Annotated in this window: 32 protein-coding genes and 3 tRNA genes; 8 read left to right on the forward strand and 27 right to left on the reverse strand. The window is 43.3% G+C overall.

Annotated elements, in window-relative coordinates:
• Position 1: 1 nt before the first annotated feature.
• From BSR11_RS07090 to BSR11_RS07220, 26 genes are all read right to left on the reverse strand, one after another.
• The gene (locus BSR11_RS07090) at positions 2-1,309 is read right to left on the reverse strand and encodes a phage portal protein (protein WP_072669737.1); all 1,308 of its coding nucleotides are present in this window, start codon (positions 1,307-1,309) and stop codon (positions 2-4) included.
• Positions 1,309-1,509 carry a hypothetical protein gene (locus BSR11_RS07095; RefSeq protein WP_072669738.1) on the reverse strand — a complete coding sequence of 67 codons (201 nt, stop codon included), beginning with the start codon at positions 1,507-1,509 and terminating at the stop codon, positions 1,309-1,311. Before BSR11_RS07095 ends, BSR11_RS07090 begins: the two co-directional genes overlap by 1 nt.
• A complete protein-coding gene (locus BSR11_RS07100; protein ID WP_072669739.1) occupies positions 1,509-3,224 on the reverse strand; it encodes a terminase large subunit in 1,716 nt (571 codons plus the stop codon). Before BSR11_RS07100 ends, BSR11_RS07095 begins: the two co-directional genes overlap by 1 nt.
• Positions 3,221-3,694: a phage terminase small subunit P27 family gene (locus BSR11_RS07105; RefSeq protein ID WP_072669740.1), complete on the reverse strand. Its 474-nt coding sequence runs from the start codon at positions 3,692-3,694 to the stop codon at positions 3,221-3,223. Before BSR11_RS07105 ends, BSR11_RS07100 begins: the two co-directional genes overlap by 4 nt.
• A gap of 5 nt (positions 3,695-3,699) precedes the next feature.
• The gene (locus BSR11_RS07110) at positions 3,700-4,059 is read right to left on the reverse strand and encodes an HNH endonuclease (RefSeq protein ID WP_072669741.1); all 360 of its coding nucleotides are present in this window, start codon (positions 4,057-4,059) and stop codon (positions 3,700-3,702) included.
• Positions 4,059-4,388 (reverse strand): hypothetical protein, encoded by a 330-nt coding sequence (locus BSR11_RS07115; RefSeq protein ID WP_167363652.1) that lies wholly within the window; start codon positions 4,386-4,388, stop codon positions 4,059-4,061. Before BSR11_RS07115 ends, BSR11_RS07110 begins: the two co-directional genes overlap by 1 nt.
• A gap of 275 nt (positions 4,389-4,663) precedes the next feature.
• Positions 4,664-4,867, reverse strand: a complete 204-nt coding sequence (locus BSR11_RS07125; RefSeq protein WP_072669744.1) for a hypothetical protein — start codon at positions 4,865-4,867, stop codon at positions 4,664-4,666.
• 367 nt (positions 4,868-5,234) lie between these two features.
• The gene (locus BSR11_RS07130; protein WP_072669745.1) at positions 5,235-5,516 is read right to left on the reverse strand and encodes an Acb2/Tad1 domain-containing protein; all 282 of its coding nucleotides are present in this window, start codon (positions 5,514-5,516) and stop codon (positions 5,235-5,237) included.
• Between the two features lie 6 nt (positions 5,517-5,522).
• Entirely contained in the window at positions 5,523-6,017 is a 495-nt protein-coding gene (locus tag BSR11_RS07135) for a lysis protein (RefSeq protein ID WP_072669746.1), read from the reverse strand.
• Positions 6,018-6,030: 13 nt separating this feature from the next.
• Complete coding sequence (locus BSR11_RS07140) at positions 6,031-6,510, reverse strand: lysozyme (protein ID WP_072669747.1); 480 nt, start codon at positions 6,508-6,510, stop codon at positions 6,031-6,033.
• A complete protein-coding gene (locus BSR11_RS07145) occupies positions 6,503-6,682 on the reverse strand; it encodes a hypothetical protein (protein ID WP_233268175.1) in 180 nt (59 codons plus the stop codon). Before BSR11_RS07145 ends, BSR11_RS07140 begins: the two co-directional genes overlap by 8 nt.
• 136 nt (positions 6,683-6,818) lie before the next feature.
• Positions 6,819-7,487: a hypothetical protein gene (locus BSR11_RS07150; RefSeq protein WP_072669749.1), complete on the reverse strand. Its 669-nt coding sequence runs from the start codon at positions 7,485-7,487 to the stop codon at positions 6,819-6,821.
• Positions 7,488-7,900: 413 nt separating this feature from the next.
• On the reverse strand, positions 7,901-8,911 hold the full coding sequence (locus BSR11_RS07155; protein WP_072669750.1) for a DUF968 domain-containing protein: 1,011 nt from the start codon (positions 8,909-8,911) through the stop codon (positions 7,901-7,903).
• On the reverse strand, positions 8,905-9,198 hold the full coding sequence (locus BSR11_RS07160) for a DUF4406 domain-containing protein (RefSeq protein WP_240004050.1): 294 nt from the start codon (positions 9,196-9,198) through the stop codon (positions 8,905-8,907). The genes BSR11_RS07155 and BSR11_RS07160 overlap by 7 nt, the downstream gene beginning before the upstream one ends.
• A complete protein-coding gene (locus BSR11_RS07165; RefSeq protein WP_072669751.1) occupies positions 9,199-9,450 on the reverse strand; it encodes a hypothetical protein in 252 nt (83 codons plus the stop codon). It lies immediately after the preceding gene.
• The gene (locus BSR11_RS07170) at positions 9,447-9,950 is read right to left on the reverse strand and encodes a hypothetical protein (protein ID WP_072669752.1); all 504 of its coding nucleotides are present in this window, start codon (positions 9,948-9,950) and stop codon (positions 9,447-9,449) included. Before BSR11_RS07170 ends, BSR11_RS07165 begins: the two co-directional genes overlap by 4 nt.
• Positions 9,943-10,269: a hypothetical protein gene (locus BSR11_RS07175; RefSeq protein ID WP_072669753.1), complete on the reverse strand. Its 327-nt coding sequence runs from the start codon at positions 10,267-10,269 to the stop codon at positions 9,943-9,945. The genes BSR11_RS07170 and BSR11_RS07175 overlap by 8 nt, the downstream gene beginning before the upstream one ends.
• The gene (locus BSR11_RS07180; RefSeq protein ID WP_072669754.1) at positions 10,269-10,475 is read right to left on the reverse strand and encodes a hypothetical protein; all 207 of its coding nucleotides are present in this window, start codon (positions 10,473-10,475) and stop codon (positions 10,269-10,271) included. Before BSR11_RS07180 ends, BSR11_RS07175 begins: the two co-directional genes overlap by 1 nt.
• Before the next feature lie 175 nt (positions 10,476-10,650).
• Entirely contained in the window at positions 10,651-11,316 is a 666-nt protein-coding gene (locus tag BSR11_RS07185; protein WP_240004051.1) for a phage antirepressor KilAC domain-containing protein, read from the reverse strand.
• A 225-nt stretch (positions 11,317-11,541) separates the two neighbouring features.
• Positions 11,542-12,234 carry a replication protein P gene (locus BSR11_RS07195; RefSeq protein ID WP_072669757.1) on the reverse strand — a complete coding sequence of 231 codons (693 nt, stop codon included), beginning with the start codon at positions 12,232-12,234 and terminating at the stop codon, positions 11,542-11,544.
• Positions 12,218-13,048: a helix-turn-helix domain-containing protein gene (locus BSR11_RS07200; RefSeq protein WP_072669758.1), complete on the reverse strand. Its 831-nt coding sequence runs from the start codon at positions 13,046-13,048 to the stop codon at positions 12,218-12,220. Before BSR11_RS07200 ends, BSR11_RS07195 begins: the two co-directional genes overlap by 17 nt.
• Positions 13,045-13,329, reverse strand: a complete 285-nt coding sequence (locus tag BSR11_RS07205) for a hypothetical protein (protein ID WP_072669759.1) — start codon at positions 13,327-13,329, stop codon at positions 13,045-13,047. Before BSR11_RS07205 ends, BSR11_RS07200 begins: the two co-directional genes overlap by 4 nt.
• Positions 13,330-13,968 (reverse strand): DNA N-6-adenine-methyltransferase, encoded by a 639-nt coding sequence (locus tag BSR11_RS07210; RefSeq protein ID WP_072669760.1) that lies wholly within the window; start codon positions 13,966-13,968, stop codon positions 13,330-13,332.
• Entirely contained in the window at positions 13,968-14,093 is a 126-nt protein-coding gene (locus BSR11_RS17520; RefSeq protein WP_259741280.1) for a hypothetical protein, read from the reverse strand. Before BSR11_RS17520 ends, BSR11_RS07210 begins: the two co-directional genes overlap by 1 nt.
• Before the next feature lie 14 nt (positions 14,094-14,107).
• Entirely contained in the window at positions 14,108-14,353 is a 246-nt protein-coding gene (locus tag BSR11_RS07215) for a hypothetical protein (RefSeq protein ID WP_072669761.1), read from the reverse strand.
• Between the two features lie 2 nt (positions 14,354-14,355).
• Positions 14,356-14,808, reverse strand: coding sequence for a YmfL family putative regulatory protein (locus BSR11_RS07220; protein ID WP_072669762.1), 453 nt, complete (start codon positions 14,806-14,808; stop codon positions 14,356-14,358).
• A 292-nt stretch (positions 14,809-15,100) separates the two neighbouring features.
• On the opposite strand from BSR11_RS07220, the gene BSR11_RS07230 reads away from it, so the two are divergent.
• Entirely contained in the window at positions 15,101-15,886 is a 786-nt protein-coding gene (locus tag BSR11_RS07230; protein ID WP_083544894.1) for a LexA family transcriptional regulator, read from the forward strand.
• A gap of 32 nt (positions 15,887-15,918) precedes the next feature.
• Positions 15,919-16,473, forward strand: a complete 555-nt coding sequence (locus BSR11_RS07235; protein ID WP_072669764.1) for an Ail/Lom family outer membrane beta-barrel protein — start codon at positions 15,919-15,921, stop codon at positions 16,471-16,473.
• Positions 16,474-16,513: 40 nt separating this feature from the next.
• On the opposite strand, the gene BSR11_RS07240 is transcribed toward BSR11_RS07235, so the two are convergent.
• Complete coding sequence (locus tag BSR11_RS07240; RefSeq protein ID WP_072669765.1) at positions 16,514-17,845, reverse strand: IS4 family transposase; 1,332 nt, start codon at positions 17,843-17,845, stop codon at positions 16,514-16,516.
• A 1,327-nt stretch (positions 17,846-19,172) separates the two neighbouring features.
• Here BSR11_RS07240 and BSR11_RS07245 point away from each other — a divergent pair.
• The 6 genes from BSR11_RS07245 (at position 19,173) to BSR11_RS07265 (ending at position 20,951) form a co-directional block, all read left to right on the forward strand.
• Positions 19,173-19,619 carry a hypothetical protein gene (locus BSR11_RS07245; protein WP_139299814.1) on the forward strand — a complete coding sequence of 149 codons (447 nt, stop codon included), beginning with the start codon at positions 19,173-19,175 and terminating at the stop codon, positions 19,617-19,619.
• Positions 19,620-19,929: 310 nt separating this feature from the next.
• A tRNA-Asn gene (locus BSR11_RS07250) sits at positions 19,930-20,004 on the forward strand.
• Between the two features lie 4 nt (positions 20,005-20,008).
• Positions 20,009-20,076, forward strand: a tRNA-OTHER gene (locus tag BSR11_RS07255).
• 39 nt (positions 20,077-20,115) lie between these two features.
• Positions 20,116-20,316 carry a hypothetical protein gene (locus BSR11_RS07260; protein ID WP_072669767.1) on the forward strand — a complete coding sequence of 67 codons (201 nt, stop codon included), beginning with the start codon at positions 20,116-20,118 and terminating at the stop codon, positions 20,314-20,316.
• Positions 20,284-20,368: transfer RNA gene (locus BSR11_RS17290), tRNA-OTHER, on the forward strand. Before BSR11_RS07260 ends, BSR11_RS17290 begins: the two co-directional genes overlap by 33 nt.
• Positions 20,369-20,555: 187 nt before the next feature.
• Positions 20,556-20,951, forward strand: coding sequence for a YfdP family phage-associated protein (locus BSR11_RS07265; protein WP_072669768.1), 396 nt, complete (start codon positions 20,556-20,558; stop codon positions 20,949-20,951).
• Positions 20,952-21,003 lie beyond the last annotated feature (52 nt).

Raw genomic sequence — 21,003 nt, forward strand, 5'->3', positions numbered from 1 at the left:
GCTACTCCTGATTATTGTCAAGCCAACTTTGTAGAGCTGCTCTGGCGGCTTGGCTTGGATTTGATTCGCCAAGCTTATCGAGCGGAACTAGGTTTGATTGCACGGTCAGTTTGTCGGCGTTTCCGCCTTTTCTCGGCAAGTTTTCTTTTTCTCGGCAATCATCTCGGGTGTAGATGCCGTTTTGCGTCATCGAGCTGTAGAAGGACGAACGCGCCGCGCTATCAGCTTTCAGGAACCCTTCCAGTGAGAATTCGCTGTAATAACTGACGCGCTGCTCTGGCGTTAACAGCTTTTTGTTGACACATTGTTGAATGGAGTTAGTAAAGGTGCTGATGCAGAAGGTTAGAAACCAGATTTGCTTTTGTTCTAAACCTGTACCCCAGTTTGAATCTTTGGAGCCGTGAGCCACCATCGCAGGATCCACACCAAACCAGCGGCAAATCTCTTCAATGCTGAATGAACGAGATTCAAGAAGCTGAGCATCCGCTGGAGGGATGCCTATTTTGTCTGCGCTGACGCCTTGCTCTAGAACTGGCGATTGACCCGCATTCAGTGCGCCGGTAATGGTTGCTATATACTTTCTGAACGCGCTGCGTTGTTCTTCTTTCAGTACGCGGTCAACTTTAAAAGCGACCGTTGGCATCAATCCGTTTTTGAAGGTTGAATTTGCGGCATCCTCAGCAGAAAGCGCTGAACCAAAAACGTTCACACCGTAGTTGATCGCCGAAAGGCCGATCCTGCCATCGAGCGTAAATGCAGGTATGTGCAGCATGTTCTTTTTCAGGATTTCGCGGCGTGGTCCCTTCTTCGGTTGATAGTAATAACGCAGCCTGCCCGCGCTATCTTCTTGCAGAGTTATCCGGCTTGGCAGCAAGAAATCAATCGCGATGGGTGTTTTGCCTGACCAGTGAATCTCACAGTAGGCGTTACCCCATAACAACATTGAAGCCACAACCGCTTGCCAGAACTGAAAGGCGGTCATGTCCTCGTTTGGACTGTTGTGAATGATGTCGTAAACGTTAATTTCTTTCGCTGGCTGTCTGCCGCCGTCCGGCATTTTTTTGTAAACGCCAAAGGGCAAACCTGCCACGGAAGTGGAAACTAATCGCACACAAGCCCAAACCGTTGAAAGCTTCATCGCATTGTTGACGTTTACGGTTTTGCCGCTACTGGACTGAAACCCTAAGAACTGCGACCAGAAATCACCATCACTTAAACCAATACTTCTTCCTGCCCAATCTGAGAGCGAGGCGGAAGGGGTTGTGATGGATTGACTAATGACGTCGAAAAATGATTTTTGCTTACTCATTAGTCACCTTTGGGTGGTTGTTTTGTGTTTTGGCCGCTTTGCACCCTAAGCGCACGGCTCATAAAAAGCGACATGGCAAGAAATGCAACGCCTGCCGCCAAGAGTGCATAACCTTTGCCTTGCAATACGTAAACGCCTGAAACCAAGCATGCCAAACCGGCTAGGGCGAAAATTAGGTATGCGATGATTGCGATTTTCATTAGAAAATTGGGTCCATTATTGCGTTCATAAAATCTTCGTCAGAATCACCAGCTGGAACCATGATCCTTCCGACACCCATGATAAGCGTTACCGCGCCGTCGATTTTGTTATCATTACCCTGTTTGATTGGCCTAACCACATCGTCGTTACCGGGTAGGTATTTGCCGATCACGTTTGCCATACACCAAGTCATAATCGGGTTGCCATCGTGATGGAAGCGGCCAGAAGCAATCGCCGCTTCGATTTCTTTCATTGGGTCGCTCATATTGGTGTAGTTCTGGACGATGGTTACTGGCTCCAAGCCTTCATCATCAAGTTGATGCCCTAAGTTTGTTGCGCCAAATGGATCAATGGGAGACGAAAGTACAGGGTTAATTCGATTTGCCTCTTTGGCTTCTTCGAGGATTTCTCGATAGTCCACTTCGGCTCCATCAGTCGCGTAGAGCAGACCTTGGTTTACCCATTTTTGGTATTTTTCAGCCAGCTTCTGGTTATCGTTGTCGAAAACGGTATCTTCTGGAACCCAGAACTTCGGCGCAACGCTGTAGTAATGCCGCTTGCCACCAATATCTCGCCAGAAAATTCGAGACATAGAGTTCATATCGAGTTTTCTTGCTAGGTCAAAACCGAGTACGCAGGGTTGACCTTCGAATTGATCTAAAGTCAGAGTTTCGTCTTTGAGTTTTTCCCACTGAGCCATGTTGAAGAAGCCCGTTTTTGCGGTTACCCAAATTCCCAAGTGCTTGGTTTTGAATTTGTTGGTAAATCGCGGCTGCTTAATCGCTCGCTGCTGCTGGCTGATTAGGTATTCTTTATAAACAGAAACCCCAATGTTGGGGTTTGCTTTGGCAAGAACTTCTGGGTTTTTCCAGTCGTCTTCTTCGTCTATCGTCCATATCCAGCCAAACAGCTCATCACTCGGCACTAGGCCTTCAAGCATTTCAATTACTTCTCGGCGCTTGTCGTAACATGGGCCTTCGATATTTGCGCCTGCCGTGGTAATGATCAGCATTAGCGGCTGTTTACGAGCCCCCATCCCCGTCAGCATGGTTGTGTAAAGATTATCGCTGTCGTGTTCGTGGTATTCGTCAATAAGTGCGCAAGAAGGCGAAGCACCATCACCTGGGTTACCGATGATAGGCTCAAATCGCGCTCCGTCTGATGGCCGGTTAAGATTTGATGCGTTGATCTCAATACCAGCTGCATCAGCAAGCAATGGTGTTCTTTTTACCATCAAGCGAGCTGGCCTAAATACTTCCCATGCTTGCTTTTCGGTTGTTGCACCTGAATAGACCTCAGCGCCAAATTCCCGATCTTGTACAAAGCAGGACAGTCCAATACCTGCTGCTACCGCTGACTTCCCATTTTTTCGATTAACTTCCCAGTACGACTCCAGAAAGCGACGCATCCCATCAGATTTTCTTTTCCAGCCAAATGTCATGGCAATGCCAAACTTCTGCCAAGGCTCTAAAGTTAGAAGCTGGCGTTTAAACGCCCACTCTCCTTTGGTGTGTGGAAGCAACTCAATGAAGTCTATTCTTCGTTGAGCTTCAGATTTATCAAACTTATAGGGATAGTCTTTTTTCTTTGATTTTGCGACGTCATCGAAATGCCTTTGACATGCAAGTTTTACATATCGACAAGCTGGTATTTTTCCGGCCAATACATTTTTGGCAAATCTCTCAGCTTGATCTACTGCAGGGTATCTACTCACAACAGATCCTTAAACTGATTACCCCCTTTTTCTTTATTGCCGCCAATAATTCTTTGCCGGCTTGAGGGGTCTAAGCCAAGCATTCCTCCAAACGAAGACATTTGCTTTATCGCTTCATTTTTAGCGGTAAGTGCTGGATTTTTTACAGGCCCGCCAGTGGCACCAACAACAACCAATCCGAACTCTTTAATGTTTTCTTCACATTTTCTGAATTGATCGTAAGCGGAACAGTAAACCTCAAGATTTTGAATGTCTGTAGCACAAAGGACTTTTTCTTTACAGAGAAGAGGAACAACCGTTTCCCATAATTCTCGACCGTAATCTCCAAGCCATTCTGGACACATTATGTTTGTGACTAAACCAAAGTCTGGTTCGTTTTTGTTTAATGCTCTTTTGCCCGGGTTTCCAGCTAACTCTTTTTTAGCAGTTGGCTTGGCTGGTCTGCCAGATCGCCCTTTTACTCCGGCCATTAAAGCTACCTTTTGGATTCACTCCGAGTTTTCCCTTTGTGGCACTGTTTACAAAGTGATTGCAGGTTTGACTCTGCATCAGTTCCACCACAAGCTTTGTTGATAATGTGGTCTACGTCAGTAGCGGCAGTGATCTCGCCATTTTTTAAGCACTCTTGGCAGAGGTAAGCATCGCGCTTCAGTATTTTTTCTCTCAATATTCGCCACGAATAACCGTAACCACGCTCTGATGAGCTGCCATTTTTGTCCTGCGTTCTTTTCCAACCAACAGCGTGCTCTGCGTGTTCGTCGCAGTATCCGTTTTTGTTTCTTGTGAGAGTGTTACAGGTTTTTAATCGGCAGGGCTTTTGTATTCTCCGTGGCATTACATATGCTCTGGTTCTGTATCATCAAATGATGATGCTAGCTTCTGAGGCTCATCTTCAAGATCAGAATGCTGATCTATTAACTCATCGAGGATGGCTATATTGCTTCCTACTAGATTATTGATAGCTTCTGTTTGCGCTTTGATAGCTTCAACCAATTCTGAAATTGGTTGGTGATACTCTGGTTCGATCGATGAATCAAAAACAAGCGTATCAATGCCTAGATGCTTAACTTGTTTATTTAGGCAACTCTGAAGATCCGCTAACTTTTCCATTGACACTGGATGATTTAGCTTTGCTATCAGCAATGATTTTTCTTGAGCGCTCATAAGCAATTTTGCTCCATTTAATTAACCACTCACGCCGTTTTTGGCAACCTGAACAATTTGAGATCATTTTATAAGTTCCACAGTCACTAGCCCCTTTAAGATTCTGGTATAAACAAAATCAGAACCCTTTTTGATTCTTATGGGGTGAGGGTGATATTTGACAATGCCTTTCTTAGTATCAGCATAAATTACATGATCGATTTTGTTTCCGTTAACGAAGACATAACGTCCACCACGACCATCTGATGGAGTGTGTATATGACTATTGCTTGATTTCATAGCAGCGTTTCTCCGGTGTATTCACTCCAACAGCGCTTTGCTCTTGCCCAACTGCCAAGCATTCTCTTTACGCCGCCGGGCTGACCGATCGACAACACAGATTTTTCGAAATCCAAAGCTAGCGATCTTAACTTGTGATCATCAGGCAAATTATCTGCATCAGCGAGATCAATCATTTTTCTGGCTAGTTCGGTATCCATTCTCGTAAACCTAAGTTATCCACAGGGAGTAAAAATCCGAGCCCAAAAACGACAGGAAAAATTTTCCGATTTAAATTTCATTTTTCGCGGCTGTAAAAATTTACTGGAGGGCGCGGTCTCGGGGGAGGGGGCCACAAGGTTTCGACCCGCCCTCCCCCTTGCGTGATTGTTGCGCTGAGCTCGCATGTGCGAATTAGAGCCGTCAAAAACAAATGAGGCTTGCTTGCACAGTAAAACAAAAAGCGCTCTTAGGGTTTGCCTGAGAGCGCTTGAGCAGCATTAAATATCTATTGAAAATAAACTTATAATGAGTTGCCACGCTTGCGTAGGTGCTTATCTCTTAAGCGGCGCTTGTTTCTTTTCATTGTTAAAAGCTTCCTGGAAGCGCAACGGCGCGAACAAGCCACATCTGTCCAGTCTGCAAATTATCTTTCGCCAATTGCAGACAACGAATTGACTCGAAAGATTGTTGGTAGCTAATCTCGGTTCCAGTTATTTCAAATGCAGCAAGTTGACTATCCCTAAGATCAAGCAACTCATCAATAAGAGCCTTGGTTTGCTCTCCGTGTTCTTTGATGCGATTCATTAAGTCAATTTCCTTCTGACTCAAATCTCGACAGCCTCCTATCTTTCGGTGTTGATTGTCCATGCTTTGTTACCTTATGCATTGGGTTTTGATGTAATCCTGCAGATACTTCGTCTGCTTCTCGTTCTCTACCATCATCATTCTGAGGCGTAGATAATCTTCTGTAGCTGTGTCGCTAAGTCTTGCGGCTCCTGCATCGCCCACGCCTCCGGCGCTATCGGTACTGGGCATTGCTGGTGGACAACTTGCCTTGACGTACACGCGCTTAGGGCCAGCGCGCACGCTATCACTAAGCTGTTGTATTTCAGCTTTTGCATTGGCGAGCTCCTCGGAGTATCTGGTGCTTAATTGATTAAATGCTGCGATCTTCGCTCTTTGCTCTTCCATCTGATATTGCAGCGCTAATACATCATCGAGCGCTGATGTGAGCTCTATCTGCTTCGCGGCCAGCCTTGCCTCTGTCGCGTTTAGCTTTGCTCTCTCGGTTGATAACAACAAAGTCAGTGCAACCGATGTCAACAAGAGCGCCGCTAGCGCCATGTATTTCAATTTTGCTAACGGCATACCAACTCCTTTGTTAAATCGCCAACTTGCAGACTTCCATTTCAACATCGCGCCGCGTCATTAAGCCTTTCCACTTGCGGCCGCCAGCGTAAACCCATCGCTTAAGCTGCTCGCATGCACCGTTCATATCGCCGTCATTAAGCTTTTTTAGCAAAGTTGAACGAGAGAACGCCCCAACGCCGACGTTGTAAGTAAAAGAGTAAAGCGCGGCTTTTGTGGGTTCTGGTAATGCTGGCTTTATCATCGGCAGTATTTGTCGCTCAATCTGCTTCAAGTCTCGCTCAAGAAAGTAATCGCACTCTTCTTGAGAGTAAGTCTTACCCTCAATCACGTCTGGGCCGGTCGTGCCATAGCAAACCGTTAGAACACCAGCTACATCATAATAAGGAACGTACTTTATTCCCTCTAACGGGATGACCATCGATGCGGCTATAACCAGAGCGCCAGCGCCACCAGCAATTAGTGATGCAGTTATATTGCTAACTCTACTCATCGCCGAACTCCGCCTTAAATCTTTTTTTGTGCCAATAGTTGTTTATGTATGCAGTGATTAGCATGCCGAGAAGAGCAATGAAAATCATGTAAGCATCTGTAGAGACTGAGCCGAGAAAGCCTATAAAGCCGTTCCACCAGTAAGAAAGAGAGCTGGAGATTTTTTCATTCATGCGCATATCCACCCCCAGCGGAGTGTCCTGTTACTGTTGATGGGAATAATGGTTATGGAATTTCAGGTACAAAAAAACCGCCATTGCGGCGGTTCTTATCATTTAAGTACAGTTATCCATACTAGATATTCATATACTAATTCGCCCCCATTTCTTTTGCAAGCTCTTCTTTGAATCTTTTTTGGGCAATTCTATCGTACCGCATTAGTATCATTTTAATTGTGTCAATGTGAACTGAAATTCTAGGCCAGTGTTTTTGATAATATATGGTGCGCTTTTTTTTTAAAGAAAGGCTGTCGTCATTAGCTTCCTTTACATCACCAGAAACGAGCACTTCAATTAATTGACTTTTCGTTGCAACAGGAGAGTAAACAAGTTCACCATTAACTTTATTAATCTCAGCTCCACTAGCTTGCTCAAGGGCAACACCAGCGGCGATCAATGGAATCAGAGGAACTATTTTATTGTATGTTCTTATCTGGACTAGTTCATTATATTGCTCGTATCGACTGAACACCCAATCATAAGCTACGTTATCAATAAGTCGCTCGGTTAATCTGGTTGAACTCCACCCTGGAGATGAATATGCGAACAAGCACCAATCTGATAAGTGACGAGCATGCTTAGACATCCTATCAATCGCTGAAAGTACTTTAGCGCCATCCAGTTTAGAGCCTATTTCTCGGTCTGCAGCTCCAAACCCGCCGCCACCACATTCTGGATTGTAATTAGCTCTAACGCCTTCTGTTGCCAAAGCAATAGCAGCTGGCATCGGCCAATGTTCAATGTTAATGACTAGTCCCATATCCCCTCCGCACAGTATGAGCCCTTACAATTATAGCTGTAAATGCAAACAGCCTGTATAAAATATCATATCTTTGGGTAGTATGCTCATGACGGTCAACGATAGAAAAGTCTCTTTTATAACGAGCTGTTATGAAAATAAATGGTTAAATATACACCCATCAACGATTAGTGGTGAAGAGCATATCATTAAGGAACTCAATCACCATAGAAACAAAATGATAACCTTTGTTATTCCATATAAAGACGCTCCCGATACAATATTTAACTTACCAACTGACAATTTTAGTCCTATATATAATTCAATTGACAAATACGTAAAAGAAGCCATTCAATAAGCGCCTATTTTATCTTGTGCAGACTGTTCAGAGATGGCCTGCACAAGGATAAATACAATACTTCAAATAATTTATTTTATAACAAAGCCCCCAAATCCAACGCTTTCTTTATCGTCTGCTTTACGTAAAACAACTGTGAACCATGTTGAGTTTCCCATTTTTTAGGATCATCATGAAAGCGGCGGTGCTCATCAATATGAAGAGGCATAGTGAATAAATCATGAGCTTTCGCGCCTATCTTGCCCTCTCCATGCCCTATTAGATGGTGAGCAACAACATCAGTTGTCTTACCTGTGATAACGCAAGGTAGTGATCGAACAAATTTAAGGTATTTCTCACAGTGCCATGTCAGTTCTTTTGGTCTGGCCATAAACAAAGCTGGTGGCTCATCATCAACTCTTAGGTCGATTTTTTTTACTCTATCTCCCAGCAGGTTTTTACTGTCAATTAGGAAACGATCATCGTTTTCTTTACGTGTTAACCCCTTTGGAGCCTTTGGGTGAATGAAAGAAAAAGCTTCATCAACAACAGATTGTGGTAAATGCTCATGTACAGCATTAATAACGCTCCACCAGCAAACTTCTGGCAAGCTAAGTGCGTGCCCTTGATCTAAATTGAGTTGATAGCAAATTCTTTCCATAGCCCACAGCATCACGTTTCTTTTTGCTATATCTTGACTGCGAACTGTTGGTGTTACTCTTTCATGGTTATCATGATGCCAGCAGACGCGAACCCCTCCGACATCAAGATTAAGCGTAGTAAGGTTCTTATCACAATAACCTTCATCCGAAAGCTGGCAGTGTGGAATGCGATCAAGCCAATACTGGAAACCACCCAGCCGCTTTTGCACTTCTGGATAAATGAAAAATTCAGCAAGTCGGTGATCTCTTATTAATGGCTTATCAACATCTGGCAGCGCTGGTTTGTTGAGTTTTCCGCTTGGCACATTAACAAGCTCGTCTGGTAAAGGCATAAGTATCAGCCTATTGCCTTGGCTCATTTTTACTAATTCAGAGAGCAAAGTTTTACCAGGCTTAAACATGACAATGCCCAGATCAGGCTGTAAAAAAGGCTGTAACACTAGCATTCGTAAATAACCTCTAGACCCATATCTAGAGCGTAATCATGCTCCATATTAGCTCCTTTGGAACTTTCCCACCCTTTCAGCATATAAACAACATCAGAGACGCGCACCATTGGAAGACAGATCTCCATATATTCATGATGCTCCAATCCATCAGGAAGAATAGCTGGATTAAGAACGGTATAGTTCTCACATCTCAATTTAAACTCTGTTTTGAAAAACTTAGGTTTATTGAAGTCAGGCAATCCAGTCATTGGTCCTGCAATATAAATTTTCTTTTGTTTAAGCACTCAGAATTCCTTTCGCTTAATATAGATGCGCCAGTTCGTAACACCCCGATCTCTCAGCGCAGAAATAAAAACATTGTTTATTGCTCTTCTTGCTAAGTTGGCTTTCTTTATATCTGGTGCATCTCGTGCCGATTCAGCAGCAGAATTCAAAGCAAGAGACTTAACTCGTTTAAACTCACTTTTACCAAGTACGGTTAAACAAACATCAAATAGAGCAATATCATCTTTATTGATTAAATCGCTTAGTTTCACGCCATCTTCCTTTTTGCTGATTTAGGGATGTATGGCTTCATAGCCATCCTCAAGCTGAAAGAGCTGCCTAATCCTATAAAACCAAAGTAAGCCGCGCTGCGTGTATCTTTTGTACTGGTTCCCTTCCATCCCGTTGCTGCTTCAAACTGTTTCCTCTCAGCTTGAGACTTCCAAGCGCTGCTAATGTTGTGATGAGTATATGGAACGCCTAACTTATCGAGCATTCTCTCAACTTCAATTTGGGCTTGCTTACACTTGGCAACATTCTGACTGGCCATGCCATAAGATTTCTTGCTTTGATCTTCAGCATGCCAAACAGCTTTTTTTCCGTTCATGTTTTCAATGTGAACATGGATAGAGCCATCCTTTTTTAGATCGAGTAGTAAATCCATGAAATGCATTAAATTTAGAGCTTGAAGATCAACTAAATTTCCGTTTTTATAAACAGCAATGCCATGATATTTAGAGTCAGGATCGCAACCAATTGAGTAACTATTCATAAACACCACCGTTCCTTCTATATACGTCAACCATATTTTCGATAAAAAGCGACCGCCCAACTCCTGGATTAGGATAAGTAATATCTATCGCATACACAGCGGCATAAAACATTCGATCAGCAGTGTCTTTATGCACCTGATATATTAAATCCTGGTAAGCTTTCTCTATAGCTTCTGATCGCTCTTTTTTAACAGCGAAAACAAACTTTATAACGAAACACAGCGCTATATAAGTCAAATAAGCCTTAACGAAATAACCAAAAGACATTGATGAAAGCTGAGCCGAAAGATCGGTAATAAAATTATTAATAAATTCCACTACTCATCCTCTCCAGAAAGCCCATCTTTCTCAATTCTTGCTTCCTCAGAAACCATATGAAGAAAATATGCAGCAAGACAAGCGACGGAATAAACCAAAACCATCTTCCATTGATTGTTGATATCGATATTTGAAACCCAAGCTCCTAAGGTCATTACCAACACTGCGGCAACAAAGTAAATTGAAAATAGCTTTACCTTTATCATTCTTACCCCCAAACAGGTTGTAATTTGGCTTCAATGCGCGCCGAGCGACCCGAACCAGAAACCTTTAACGATTTGACGAAATAGTCTTTACCATCGTGGTGATAAATGCACTTCCTCTCATAGCAAACACAGAGCGCATCGACCGCCTTACTTTTTGGTAGAACTCTAATCACCATCATGAAGCCACCGCCTTGAGGTATCCCTCATCTAGCAATTTCTTACGCAACCAGATCTCGCCTTTACCAGTAATAATTGTTGTGTTCGCAATCCTGTCTTCTTCGCCAGCTCTGAATGAGCGCTGGGTAACCGTGAAATAGCCCCGATCGATGTAATTCTGGTATGGGAGATTAAATGACTGACCCTCTGAGATTAGAATGTTGAGTTCTCTTAGGATTTTAAAAATAGTCACAGGGCCAAGTCCTACAACCTTAGCGAACTGACCAAGTAAAACTCCACGCTTTGTGCTGGCAATAGCTTCAGCAAATTCAACCTTAGGGGCTACTAAAGCAAGCTGACGAGTAACTTCCTCATTTCGCTTAGCTAGATCAGCGGCTAGTTGTAATGCCTCTGGCAACGATTGAGGTATTCTGAATTGGTCAGCTTCTTCAAGCTCCTGCCAACGATCGACAAGACGAGCAGTGAATTCAGGTGATAGTTGAGCAACAACAATGTAGCTATCTCGCTTATTTACATGGTAGATCGTGATAGGCTTTCCGCCGCCTAAAGTCGGTTCCTCCATTGGAGTAAACGAAATTATTTTGTTACTTGCCATTCTTTCCATCGACCTTTTTACGTTGTCATGCCTAGAATTGGTAAGATCTGCAATTTCACGACTACTCATTGTGACGGTTCTTTGATTGCTTAAATTAAACACTCTTAACGCTCCAACCATAATTTACTTGTCCCTGAAAGCACCTCGCCGCTTCCCCATTGGATCGACACCCCAGAATCTTTAGCTGCTCTGATCATTTTCGTTAATTCGCAAACGTGTACACCAAGTCGAACGCAGAGCTCTTGGTGAGTCCAAACTTTTTGTTTGGCCTCCATAACAGACAATAATCGCTCTTCATTTGTCATTGCCGCCCCGCTTAAAAAGGTTCTGCCTAAGACTTTGGATTGTAGAAAGACCGTTTAGCCTCTCTTGGTCTTTTTCATCTTGAGTTTTTGTTACCTTGTCGGCAGGTAACGCCCTTGGGCACAAGGAGGAAATGTCTTCGCCGCGAGAAGCTTTTTCGATAAGTTTTTGATAGTGGGATTTAAAGATCGGGAAAAGCTCTTTTTCGGTTAAGTGCGTTAAATCCCAATGCTGTATTTGATTGAATGCAGCTTGGACAACCTCAGGTATTCTTTGACGCATATCTGGGTATCTCATCATGCCTATCATGGCAAAAGCTTGCTCAATCGACGGCAGTCCAAGATCTTCAGCAGACGGGCGGCACCAAGACATAAACTGACCAACACTTGGCATATGTGGGCTACCGGAGGCGCGAGCCTTGCGAAGTCCAGCCTTTATCTGTACCCCGTGATGAATTCCATTCTCAAACAACGCAAGAGTCCAAGTTCGTTTAGCATTGTCGAGCGTAGCTTGTGTTGGGAATGCTAAACGCCATGCCGGGAAAATAACCTGAAGCTCAGCAAATAAATTATTTACCAACACGACCGCCGAAGTAGGAACTGATGTTGCCGGTTCTTGACATCCACCAGCATGACCAGCGACAGAAGCGGTGAAGCCACTTGCAATATTAGCGATAGATTTCATGATCACCACCTAGCTCTAAACCGTTTGCCCAAGTTGTATCTCCGCTATGAAAGTTTGGAGCTTGTGAGTAAGACGACTGGCTGTAACCCTTGTCCTGCTCCTTGCATAGCCATGAGTGAATAAACCGATTAATCCCCTTGGCTGTTTTTTGTTTCGTAGGATTCCCCCTGCACCAGCCGATCATGTTTCGAATTTGCTGATTAATATTCACTTTTGGATAAAGCGCTGACCAATCCTCAATCTCCGAATGTCGAATCAATCTGCTTGATGTTTTTCCTTTGAGTGGGATTTCAAAAACCACCGGATCTTCACTGCCAGTTTCGAGCTGGCTCGGAACAAGATCTTTACATGGTTCTATGACCGGTTCTAATGACTGGTTCTGAGTACCGTTTTCGGGCCTATTCAAAGTACCGTTTTCGGGCCTATTCAAAGTACCGTTTTCGGAATCATTCCAATTTTGGTACTGTTCCGAATTTGGGCTTATTTCATCAATTTGGTTTGCGAGGGTGGTTTTCGGTGTTCTTGCATCTAAGCAAGTAATACCACTATCAACACCAACTAATTTATATACGACGACGCGCATTGTTCTCCCCCGCTTTTCACCAGTGTCTTTGAGAACGCCGCATTCGATCAGTTTTTTTATTCCTGCAAGAATTGTTTTCCGGTTTAATCCAGTGTCCTTCTCTAAGCGAGCGATTGAAGGAAAGCAACAATGCTCTTCATCTGCTCTATCAGCCATTGATAGAAGCAGTAGTTTTAAGCTCGCTGGCTTAATATTTAAAGACCAAGCCCAGTCGTTCGCGGCTCTGCTCATAATGAAGCACCAATCCCAAGAGCAATTCGCCATAGCTTTGGCATTGCGTGTGGCTGACGGATAGCGATATAAGAAAGATTTGGTTCGCTATACTCGGTGTTCTTGACGTTAGAAGCCTGCTGAAATTTGGATCTTTCATGTAGCGGCGCATTAATCGCCTCCTCAATCCCCATGCCGCGCTTTCTAATGCGGTAAGCAAGGGTTTGTGGACTGATGTTATAAGCTTCAGCAATGGCTCTAATGCCTTTCAAGCCTTTATATTTATAAACTAATGACATCATTTACCCCCGATCAACCTTGCCGTACTTAGAAAATATCCGCTCAATCTTTTCGAGCTCCATTCCCGCAAAAGTCAGAACGCATCCTTTGGTTGCCCCCTTCACCTCATTACCGTTTGCATCAAGGAAATGAACTCGCTTGTACAGCCAGCATCTTGGGAATTGATACAAGGGCTTAAACCAATCTTCTGAAGTGCTTGCAAAAGTGAGTGCGACGCCGCGGCGAAATTTGTCCGCCTCATACTGTTCAATGAAGCGGTTGATCCAGTCTGAATTACCAGGAACATAGTGCTCCGTGTGGTGACCTCTCTCTTTGCATATTTTTTTGTTGCAAAGAAAACGGGAAGGATCGGTTTTGCTTCTCACACAAGCCTGTTCCGGCTTACCGAAAGGGTGATTCATAAACACATTGCCAAACCAATCACGACTAAGCCCGTCATCTTCTTTTGTGTAATAACACGTCGCACCAACCGTTTTATTAGCGACTTCACAAGAGGCAGGATCTAAATCAATGCCGCCCATCAGTTCAGAACAAAGCGATGTTAACCACGGTGGTGTGTACCACTCGATGCAGCCAGAACTTTGGTTGACTAACTGATCAGCCGTAAGAGGTTTATCTAAAATCAATTCGGCATTCGACATCAGATCGCTCCTTCATATACGGCTTTTGCAAAAGCTCTGCTGATTTCTACTGCCTGACCTTTTACAACAACAAAGTAATGCCATTGCTGTTTCACAATCCGCGCTTTTAGTGGTAGTCTTTTCATTGCCTAAACTCCTGCTATGGGTTTGTTTTGGTATGTGAAAATTCCTCGCAAGAACTTTCACCCGGCTTTAAGTCGTTCCCGCGGCTTAAAGCCTCTTCTTTCAACTTTGCCAACTCGATTTCACACTTCTTTTTTAAATTTCGAATTTGATCACGTTCAAAAAACTGAGTTTCCTGTCCTTGGCTGGTGGCTACACGGCAAGAACTGATTGTGATATCCGACATTTGCTTAACGTTTTCCCAGAAAGATTCTGTTTTCATGACTACTTAACCTCCGAATACAACGCATCCAGTTTCAACATGAAAGCTTCAAAAGTGGCTTGGTACTCTCGTTTTAAGCTTCTAATGGCCTTGCGTTCTTTCTCATCGAAAACACCATCTTCCTTTGCCTCTTCAATCGTTTTATCTAGAAGCCCTTTGACTGCATTTAAATGCAAATGACAATCAAACATGTCAACGCTATCGAGCTCAGCAACTTCTGGAATTTCAGTGACAATGTGGTTAACGCGGCTAGCAAAATAGTCTGCTATGTACGGCGTATTAGTGAACTCAGACATTTCCACCAGCTCATCAACACTAAAAAATCGTTGCCCTTTCTTTTCGTATAAATGGTTATTAAAGGCATCTACCGACATGCCTAGAAAAGCCGCGACAACCTCTTTACCACCAGTTACGCCAGCAATTGTTTTGTTAATCATTTCTTTCTTATTCACCATTTGCCCCTTAATTTGGTGGTTACATTTAATTCTTTTATATTGGAGAATTGATCTACCGAGGGATGTTCAATAGTTGCTCTTTGCTATATTTGCCTTCTGACAACGTTTCAATTTGCTCTGCATAGTTCGTTTCCCCGGTGTACTCCGTTCTAGGAAGGACGCCTTTTTCGCACCACTTATACACAGCTCGAACACTGACTTTGCACCTGTTAGATATTTTCTGGACACCAATAGATGTAATCGCTTCTCTCAACATATTTAAAACCAACAAAATGAACAATAAGTACATAATATGACAGAACTGATAGTACATGCAAGAAGCTTTAATATTGAACTCATGGTTCAAAGTGAAATTGTGCGAAAAGAATTCTCCCACAGGCTTGCACAGGCCTGCTCAGAAGCTGGGATAGAAGAACATGGACGCGGAGTTGTTTTAGCTAAACGCTTGGGTGTAACACCAAAAGCTGTTAGTAAATGGCTCAATGCGGAATCAATGCCGCGCCGAAATAAAATTGCCGAACTAGCTGAATTTCTTGGAGTTAGTTTGTTTTGGCTTGAGTACGGGAAAAACGAGCAACACCAGCGCCAAGGAAATGCTGAAGTGCTCGGAAATATGCAAGTTTGGGATAGCAATACGCCAATTGGTGATGATGAAGTCGCTTTACCATTTTTGTCTGATGTTAAATTGTCTGCTGGCAATGGATTTATTAGTGATATAGAACATGATAATGGATTCAGACTACGCTTTGCTAAATCCACACTAAGACGATATAACGTTACTCCTGAGAACGCTGTTTGTGTTGCTGTTTACGGCAATAGCATGGAGCCAGTTCTTCCAGATGGCTCAACTGTTGGCATAAACACAGGCGATAAAGTGCTGGTAGACGGAAAAATATTCGCCATCAATCACAATGGTGAGCTCTTTATTAAGCGCTTGTACAAGTTGCCAGGTGGCGGCATGCGCATATATAGCTTTAACGAACTTGAATACCCTCCTAGGGAATATACAGATTCCCAAGTGTTAGAGCAGAACATTACGATTATAGGTCGAGTGTTTTGGTACTCGGTTATGCTTTAGTCAACTACGATAAGTAGCAAAAGGATAAGATAATGAAAAAAACAGTCACTTTGGTGATCCTGAGCGCTCTATTCTCAAATTATGGTTTTGCTTACGATAATGAAAATCGACTTAAGAGCGCAATTACGACCGGGTTCTCACACAGTACCGTTAAAACATCTGCGCAAGATCTTAATGATAACCCGATGGGGTTTAATATTAAGTATCGTAAAGACATCACTAGTAATTACGGTTTAATTGCATCATTTACTTACACTGGAATGGACAAAAGCTACCCTGCTGCAAACTCTTCTTTAATTTTAGATCTAGATTACTACTCGTATATGATAGGTCCAACCTTTAGAGCAAATGAAAAGTTTAGCGTTTATGGTCTTGTGGGAATGGCCAGCGGAAAAGCAAAAGCATTATCAGCACAGAATAATAAATATACTGTTATCCTTAGCGAAAGCGAGACGGACATAGCTTACGGGGCTGGACTGCAGTTTGATGTAAGCGAACGCTTCACAATAGATACTTCTTACGAATACGCTAAATTCAACGAAGTAAAGGCTGGGACTTGGACTGTTGGTGTTGGCTACCGATTCTAAAATTCTTCACATTAAAGAGCCGCGTAATGGCTAACTCCTATCACTTAACGTGTTTGGAGCGAACAGGGTAGCGAGTTTTACTCATACGAACGGTCCTGGATTTGGGCCGTTTTTTTCGTTCTGGCAGAATGTAACGCTTTACTCGCTCTCGCATTGCCCTCAGCTTTTTAGGGATTGAGCCGGGTGAGGCTATCGCACACCACATCAGTTCATCTTGGATATCTCGAAGTGCCATCATAAAGCTTATCCGAAGAGGTGATACCTTGGCTTCTTTCGCAATGCGGCTGATTTCTAAGCGAACCAGATTGTAAGCAATCAGTATTCCCCATACCTCTTGTTCTATCCCTTCTACAGACTGGCTTCGGAGAAGAAGTTCATCCTCTAGCATGTCGTGCTTTATCTCTCCATAACTGCTCTCAATTTCCCAACGTTCGAAGTAAACATCCAACAGGGATTGAAGGTCATATTGGCTATCTGTTAAAGAAGTGAGTACGCCTTTTATATGGGTAGGTTGCTCTGATTCAGGATATAAGGCCAATCTCGCTTGCCATTTCTCTGGGAGAGTTGGGGCTTGCTTGCGCGCATGTTGTGAAACATCCATTTCGACAATTAAATCTCGTCCCTCCTTGTCTAGTTTCCTAATGACCTCATACTGTGTATTCGATTTTATTGGGGTCATCCAGTGACTAGAGCCGTGTTGACGCTGCCAGTTAATCATTAGCTCGGCACTTAAATAACATCGGTCAAAAATTGTGAGGGAGTTAGGCATTGTTGATGAGATTAACTGTTTAGCGTAGCTCACTTCTCCGGTTGAACTAGGGCCAAAAGCGACATCATGGAGTAAGCGGCTGCGAAGAGAACAAAGCGCGCATAGCCGAACAATAGGGTATTCGGTGTGATGATTTTTACTGTGCTTTACGTACTGATAATGCTCTGCAAGCGCCTCGGTATCATGGGTTCTAAATTGAGTTCCATCAACTGAAAACAGTCTTAAACCAAACCATTTATCCTCACTATCTTCGGACTGGGTCCAGTGTTGAGCAGTCATAGTAAATAGCGCTTTTAGTGGCTCTGCCGTGAGACGTTTTCTGGCTTGAGGAATGGCACTTGGCGCAATGGATTCACCTAAAGAGCTGGACAGTTTTAAGTCTAACTTGTCCAAAACGTCAGTAATCGGTCTGTCGCGATATAAGCCAATACCCACTAGCAGCCACACGACCAACTCAGCAGGTAGCTTTCGTCTTCTCATGCTGGCTTTATTCGTTTCATCAAGTGCTTGATTTATCCATTCCAATGGAAGCTCTTTTTGAAAAAGCGCAAGTGAATCAGGAGAAGCGAAGTCATCAACATCAATAAGCCAGTGAGCCAACATAAAAAATACCCTCAAACATGAAATGCTTGAGGGTATTTTCAACCAATCACAGGATCGTTCAACTGATCATTTGCTTAACTGATCGGTGTTAGCGTAATGGCGGTTTTTTTGTGCCTGAAATTTGTGACTTTAGTCATAGTTCATATAAAAAGGAAAATAATGTACTTTTGGTTCTTTACAATAATTGTACTTGTGGTACATTTTGATCATCCAAGGCACAACGCCTTAGCTCTTTAACAATTTGCGCCATGAACGATTACTTATGGTACCGACATCGATGACGGTACCAAAGAGGTCACACCGAGCAACCGCTAGCGGTGGAAATGAATCTAGCGAAATTAACTACTCACCCCTGCGGCGACCGGGTATCAGGACTTACAGATAATAGAAATGATATTTGCTGGATGGCTTAACCGAGAGGATGACCCGATAAGTGAGCAAGCACCGCCTAGTTTCGGCGGATAGGTAGAAACAAAAATGAATAACCAATAATCCGAGTTTTCTTGCTGTGATAAGCAGATAGAAAACAAATCTGACCCCGATAACTTGGGTGTGAAGCCAACACATAAAAATACAAAACCTTACTCAGTTGGGAGTAAGTCCAGTAATCACATATGGTGAAGTGCATTGGCAGTGCGCTGAAAAATAGCTGGCATCCCGAATTAAGAATGCATATGTCTCGGATTATTTTTTACGCTCTGGAAACAGAGCCAATTTGAAAGCCCTTTATTTCCCACACAGCGGAGGCAATTAGCCGTAGATTCTGTTTAAAGGGCTTTCAAATCTAAGGGTGCTTTGAGTGAGTGATTGTAAAATCCTTTTAACTATTGGTTTTTTAATATTGACTTTCACTCACATCAAAGCATCTTGGATGTGCTAGCAAAAGACGGGTAAATCGAAGTTGATGACGTAAACCGCGCCCTGCTGTGGGGAAACTGTTGACTAAATTCTCTTTCCACGAATTTGGTACGTAGACTAGCAGTAAATCACAACGGAATGCGCCGAGTCCTCCTTGCTTGGTGAGCATTATGACAGCGGGAAAGACTGCAAAAATCGGTTTGTTGGTTAGATCGCTTATCGCGTTGCCAGCGCAAACTACGGACGGCGTAACCGTATGACTCCTCGGAAAGTCGGGGATTTTGAAAGCGGTCTGGCGCGAGAGACGCGAGACTCATATGGAATTCAAATAGGAAAAGCAAACTCAAGTCATCGAGGCTGGGGTGTGAAACTGAGAAGATTGATCACTAAGCCCGTTTCAATATCGAAGCCTGTTAGCCACTCCAGACCGCTTTCAAAATACAAAATTTACGGTTTTATGAGGTACTTCATGAACGTTGATTGGAAATATTTTAGCCAAACCAAAGGCTACAAATCTCTGAAAGAAGCGTACATGAGAGACGCTCGAAATGCTGGGAAAGATTCTCGTCCAATGCGTGACAAAAACGAGCTTTATAAACAATTCCAGTGGGTAATAAGCCGTTGCATTCACTATGGGCAAGCATTAAATAAACAGCCTTGGGATGTTCTTGAAGAATGGGAATCTAAGCGTGATTACTGGTGGCTGAACTATTACCAAGAATCAAATCAGCCAAAGATTCGCCCTGAATCAATATCAAAAAAGCCAATGCACATCCGAGGCATTAAGAAGTATTACAAGAATGGTCGTCTCCCTGACTCAAACACAAGAGTCAACCAACGAATTGGCGATCACCTTAGAAAGCAAAGAACAAAAAAACCTCGATGGAGCGCAATGCGCAAAAATCGGGGGTATTAACCGAGTCTGTAAGTTAGAACCTCGAAGGGAAAGCGCTCATTTGGGTGAACAGGTAGAGCTAAGTAGCCCTGTTGTGAGCAAGTACCAGATTGGCTGGGGAAAAGCATCTGAACTCTAATAACGATGTGTAATATCCGCCTTGTGTAGACCGAGTAAACCGATGCCAGATACACCTTCTCGCGCTAACGTGACGACAGTTGTTCTAACAGGGTGCTGGTATCACCTATTTTTAAAGCGGTTTGAGTCACCTATATGATCAAACAAAAATAGCTAGCTCTGACAACCTAGCGCAGACCGCTTTCAAAAAAACGCAAGTTTAGCTCAGTGGTAGAGCGAATGATTATTTAATCATTATGTCGTCGGTTCGATTCCGCAACTTGCACCATTTTGCCCGTTAGCTCAATTGGAGAGAGCACTTCTAATCCGAGGGTTACAGATTCAAATTCTGTACGGGGCTTCATTCACTCAAACCACTAATGAAATGTAGGGAGGCACAATGAAATTAGAAGACTTGTCAGATGATGCTAAAGAATCGTTGGCAGCAATGATTGAGTACTGCACTTCTCATGGAATTGGCATGGGTATGGATGAAGGGCTTGATGCTAACGACAATAAACGTCAATTTCGCATTGAACTAGAAACATTAGCCAAAGAATTAAATATTGCCCCGTATGCCAACACTAGCCTTCTAAGCTAGTACGTAAAAAGTTGGAAGGACGTGAGAGGTTCGATTCCTCTACGGGGTGCCATCTAACTTACCACTGACTTTCGCCCCCGTTCCTGGGGGTTCTTTTTAGGCGGAACCTATGCGAAATAAAAACCAATCAAACTTTGAATGGGAAGCAAAGAGAGCCAAAGAAGCAAGAAAGCTATTGGTGGTAACTCTAATCGCTTTTTTACTGATCATTTCAGCTTACTAAACAAGAGGACACTAAAATGTCAAAGCCAGAAGCCGGAAACCTCAGCATTGAGGACCGTACAACTAACTATCCTAAATTAATGCAGGAGCTAGATGGTGGAGTTATCTCCAATGTCGTTGGCCTTGCGCTATCAAACGTGTCACGCGCTGTTTCATACAGCGATAAAGTTGGCAACGTGAAAATAGACATGAAACTTAAGCCAATGGGTACCAACAACGAAATGGTCGAAATCACATTTAACATGAGCGTGAAAGAGCCAAAAACGGGCTTTGGTAACAAAAGTGAAGATTTCCAATACCAATCTGTTGCTTATATCGGCAAGGGCGGGAAGCTGACCTATGACCGTCCGAAAGAAGATATTCGCGGGCAAATGGTAATTCAAGAAGAAGGAAAGCTCCGCGAGGTACGCTAATTCCACCAGCCGTTAATTCATCAAGCGCCAATCAAACAACCATCAATCAAGA

Origin of the sequence: Vibrio injensis, from assembly GCF_001895205.1 — a bacterium.
Classification (GTDB): Bacteria; Pseudomonadota; Gammaproteobacteria; order Enterobacterales; family Vibrionaceae; genus Vibrio; species Vibrio injensis.

Bases quoted from the DNA above. Each gene is read 5' to 3' on its own strand.
- BSR11_RS07140 (WP_072669747.1), bottom strand. From the start codon at position 6,510: ATGAGTAGAGTTAGCAATATAACTGCATCACTAATTGCTGGTGGCGCT.
- BSR11_RS07200 (WP_072669758.1), bottom strand. From the start codon at position 13,048: ATGAGCAGAGCCGCGAACGACTGGGCTTGGTCTTTAAATATTAAGCCA.
- BSR11_RS07220 (WP_072669762.1), bottom strand. From the start codon at position 14,808: ATGGTGAATAAGAAAGAAATGATTAACAAAACAATTGCTGGCGTAACT.
- BSR11_RS07210 (WP_072669760.1), bottom strand. From the start codon at position 13,968: ATGTCGAATGCCGAATTGATTTTAGATAAACCTCTTACGGCTGATCAG.
- BSR11_RS07105 (WP_072669740.1), bottom strand. From the start codon at position 3,694: ATGGCCGGAGTAAAAGGGCGATCTGGCAGACCAGCCAAGCCAACTGCT.
- BSR11_RS07115 (WP_167363652.1), bottom strand. From the start codon at position 4,388: ATGAGCGCTCAAGAAAAATCATTGCTGATAGCAAAGCTAAATCATCCA.
- BSR11_RS07195 (WP_072669757.1), bottom strand. From the start codon at position 12,234: ATGAAATCTATCGCTAATATTGCAAGTGGCTTCACCGCTTCTGTCGCT.
- BSR11_RS07150 (WP_072669749.1), bottom strand. From the start codon at position 7,487: ATGGGACTAGTCATTAACATTGAACATTGGCCGATGCCAGCTGCTATT.
- BSR11_RS07260 (WP_072669767.1), top strand. From the start codon at position 20,116: ATGAAATTAGAAGACTTGTCAGATGATGCTAAAGAATCGTTGGCAGCA.
- BSR11_RS07180 (WP_072669754.1), bottom strand. From the start codon at position 10,475: ATGATAAAGGTAAAGCTATTTTCAATTTACTTTGTTGCCGCAGTGTTG.
- BSR11_RS07145 (WP_233268175.1), bottom strand. From the start codon at position 6,682: ATGAATGAAAAAATCTCCAGCTCTCTTTCTTACTGGTGGAACGGCTTT.
- BSR11_RS07095 (WP_072669738.1), bottom strand. From the start codon at position 1,509: ATGAAAATCGCAATCATCGCATACCTAATTTTCGCCCTAGCCGGTTTG.
- BSR11_RS07135 (WP_072669746.1), bottom strand. From the start codon at position 6,017: ATGCCGTTAGCAAAATTGAAATACATGGCGCTAGCGGCGCTCTTGTTG.
- BSR11_RS07205 (WP_072669759.1), bottom strand. From the start codon at position 13,329: ATGATGTCATTAGTTTATAAATATAAAGGCTTGAAAGGCATTAGAGCC.
- BSR11_RS07235 (WP_072669764.1), top strand. From the start codon at position 15,919: ATGAAAAAAACAGTCACTTTGGTGATCCTGAGCGCTCTATTCTCAAAT.
- BSR11_RS07110 (WP_072669741.1), bottom strand. From the start codon at position 4,059: ATGCCACGGAGAATACAAAAGCCCTGCCGATTAAAAACCTGTAACACT.
- BSR11_RS07215 (WP_072669761.1), bottom strand. From the start codon at position 14,353: ATGAAAACAGAATCTTTCTGGGAAAACGTTAAGCAAATGTCGGATATC.
- BSR11_RS07155 (WP_072669750.1), bottom strand. From the start codon at position 8,911: ATGCTAGTGTTACAGCCTTTTTTACAGCCTGATCTGGGCATTGTCATG.
- BSR11_RS07170 (WP_072669752.1), bottom strand. From the start codon at position 9,950: ATGAATAGTTACTCAATTGGTTGCGATCCTGACTCTAAATATCATGGC.
- BSR11_RS07130 (WP_072669745.1), bottom strand. From the start codon at position 5,516: ATGGACAATCAACACCGAAAGATAGGAGGCTGTCGAGATTTGAGTCAG.
- BSR11_RS17520 (WP_259741280.1), bottom strand. From the start codon at position 14,093: ATGAAAAGACTACCACTAAAAGCGCGGATTGTGAAACAGCAATGGCAT.
- BSR11_RS07185 (WP_240004051.1), bottom strand. From the start codon at position 11,316: ATGAGTAGTCGTGAAATTGCAGATCTTACCAATTCTAGGCATGACAAC.
- BSR11_RS07125 (WP_072669744.1), bottom strand. From the start codon at position 4,867: ATGGATACCGAACTAGCCAGAAAAATGATTGATCTCGCTGATGCAGAT.
- BSR11_RS07230 (WP_083544894.1), top strand. From the start codon at position 15,101: ATGACAGAACTGATAGTACATGCAAGAAGCTTTAATATTGAACTCATG.
- BSR11_RS07265 (WP_072669768.1), top strand. From the start codon at position 20,556: ATGTCAAAGCCAGAAGCCGGAAACCTCAGCATTGAGGACCGTACAACT.
- BSR11_RS07245 (WP_139299814.1), top strand. From the start codon at position 19,173: ATGAACGTTGATTGGAAATATTTTAGCCAAACCAAAGGCTACAAATCT.
- BSR11_RS07240 (WP_072669765.1), bottom strand. From the start codon at position 17,845: ATGTTGGCTCACTGGCTTATTGATGTTGATGACTTCGCTTCTCCTGAT.
- BSR11_RS07090 (WP_072669737.1), bottom strand. From the start codon at position 1,309: ATGAGTAAGCAAAAATCATTTTTCGACGTCATTAGTCAATCCATCACA.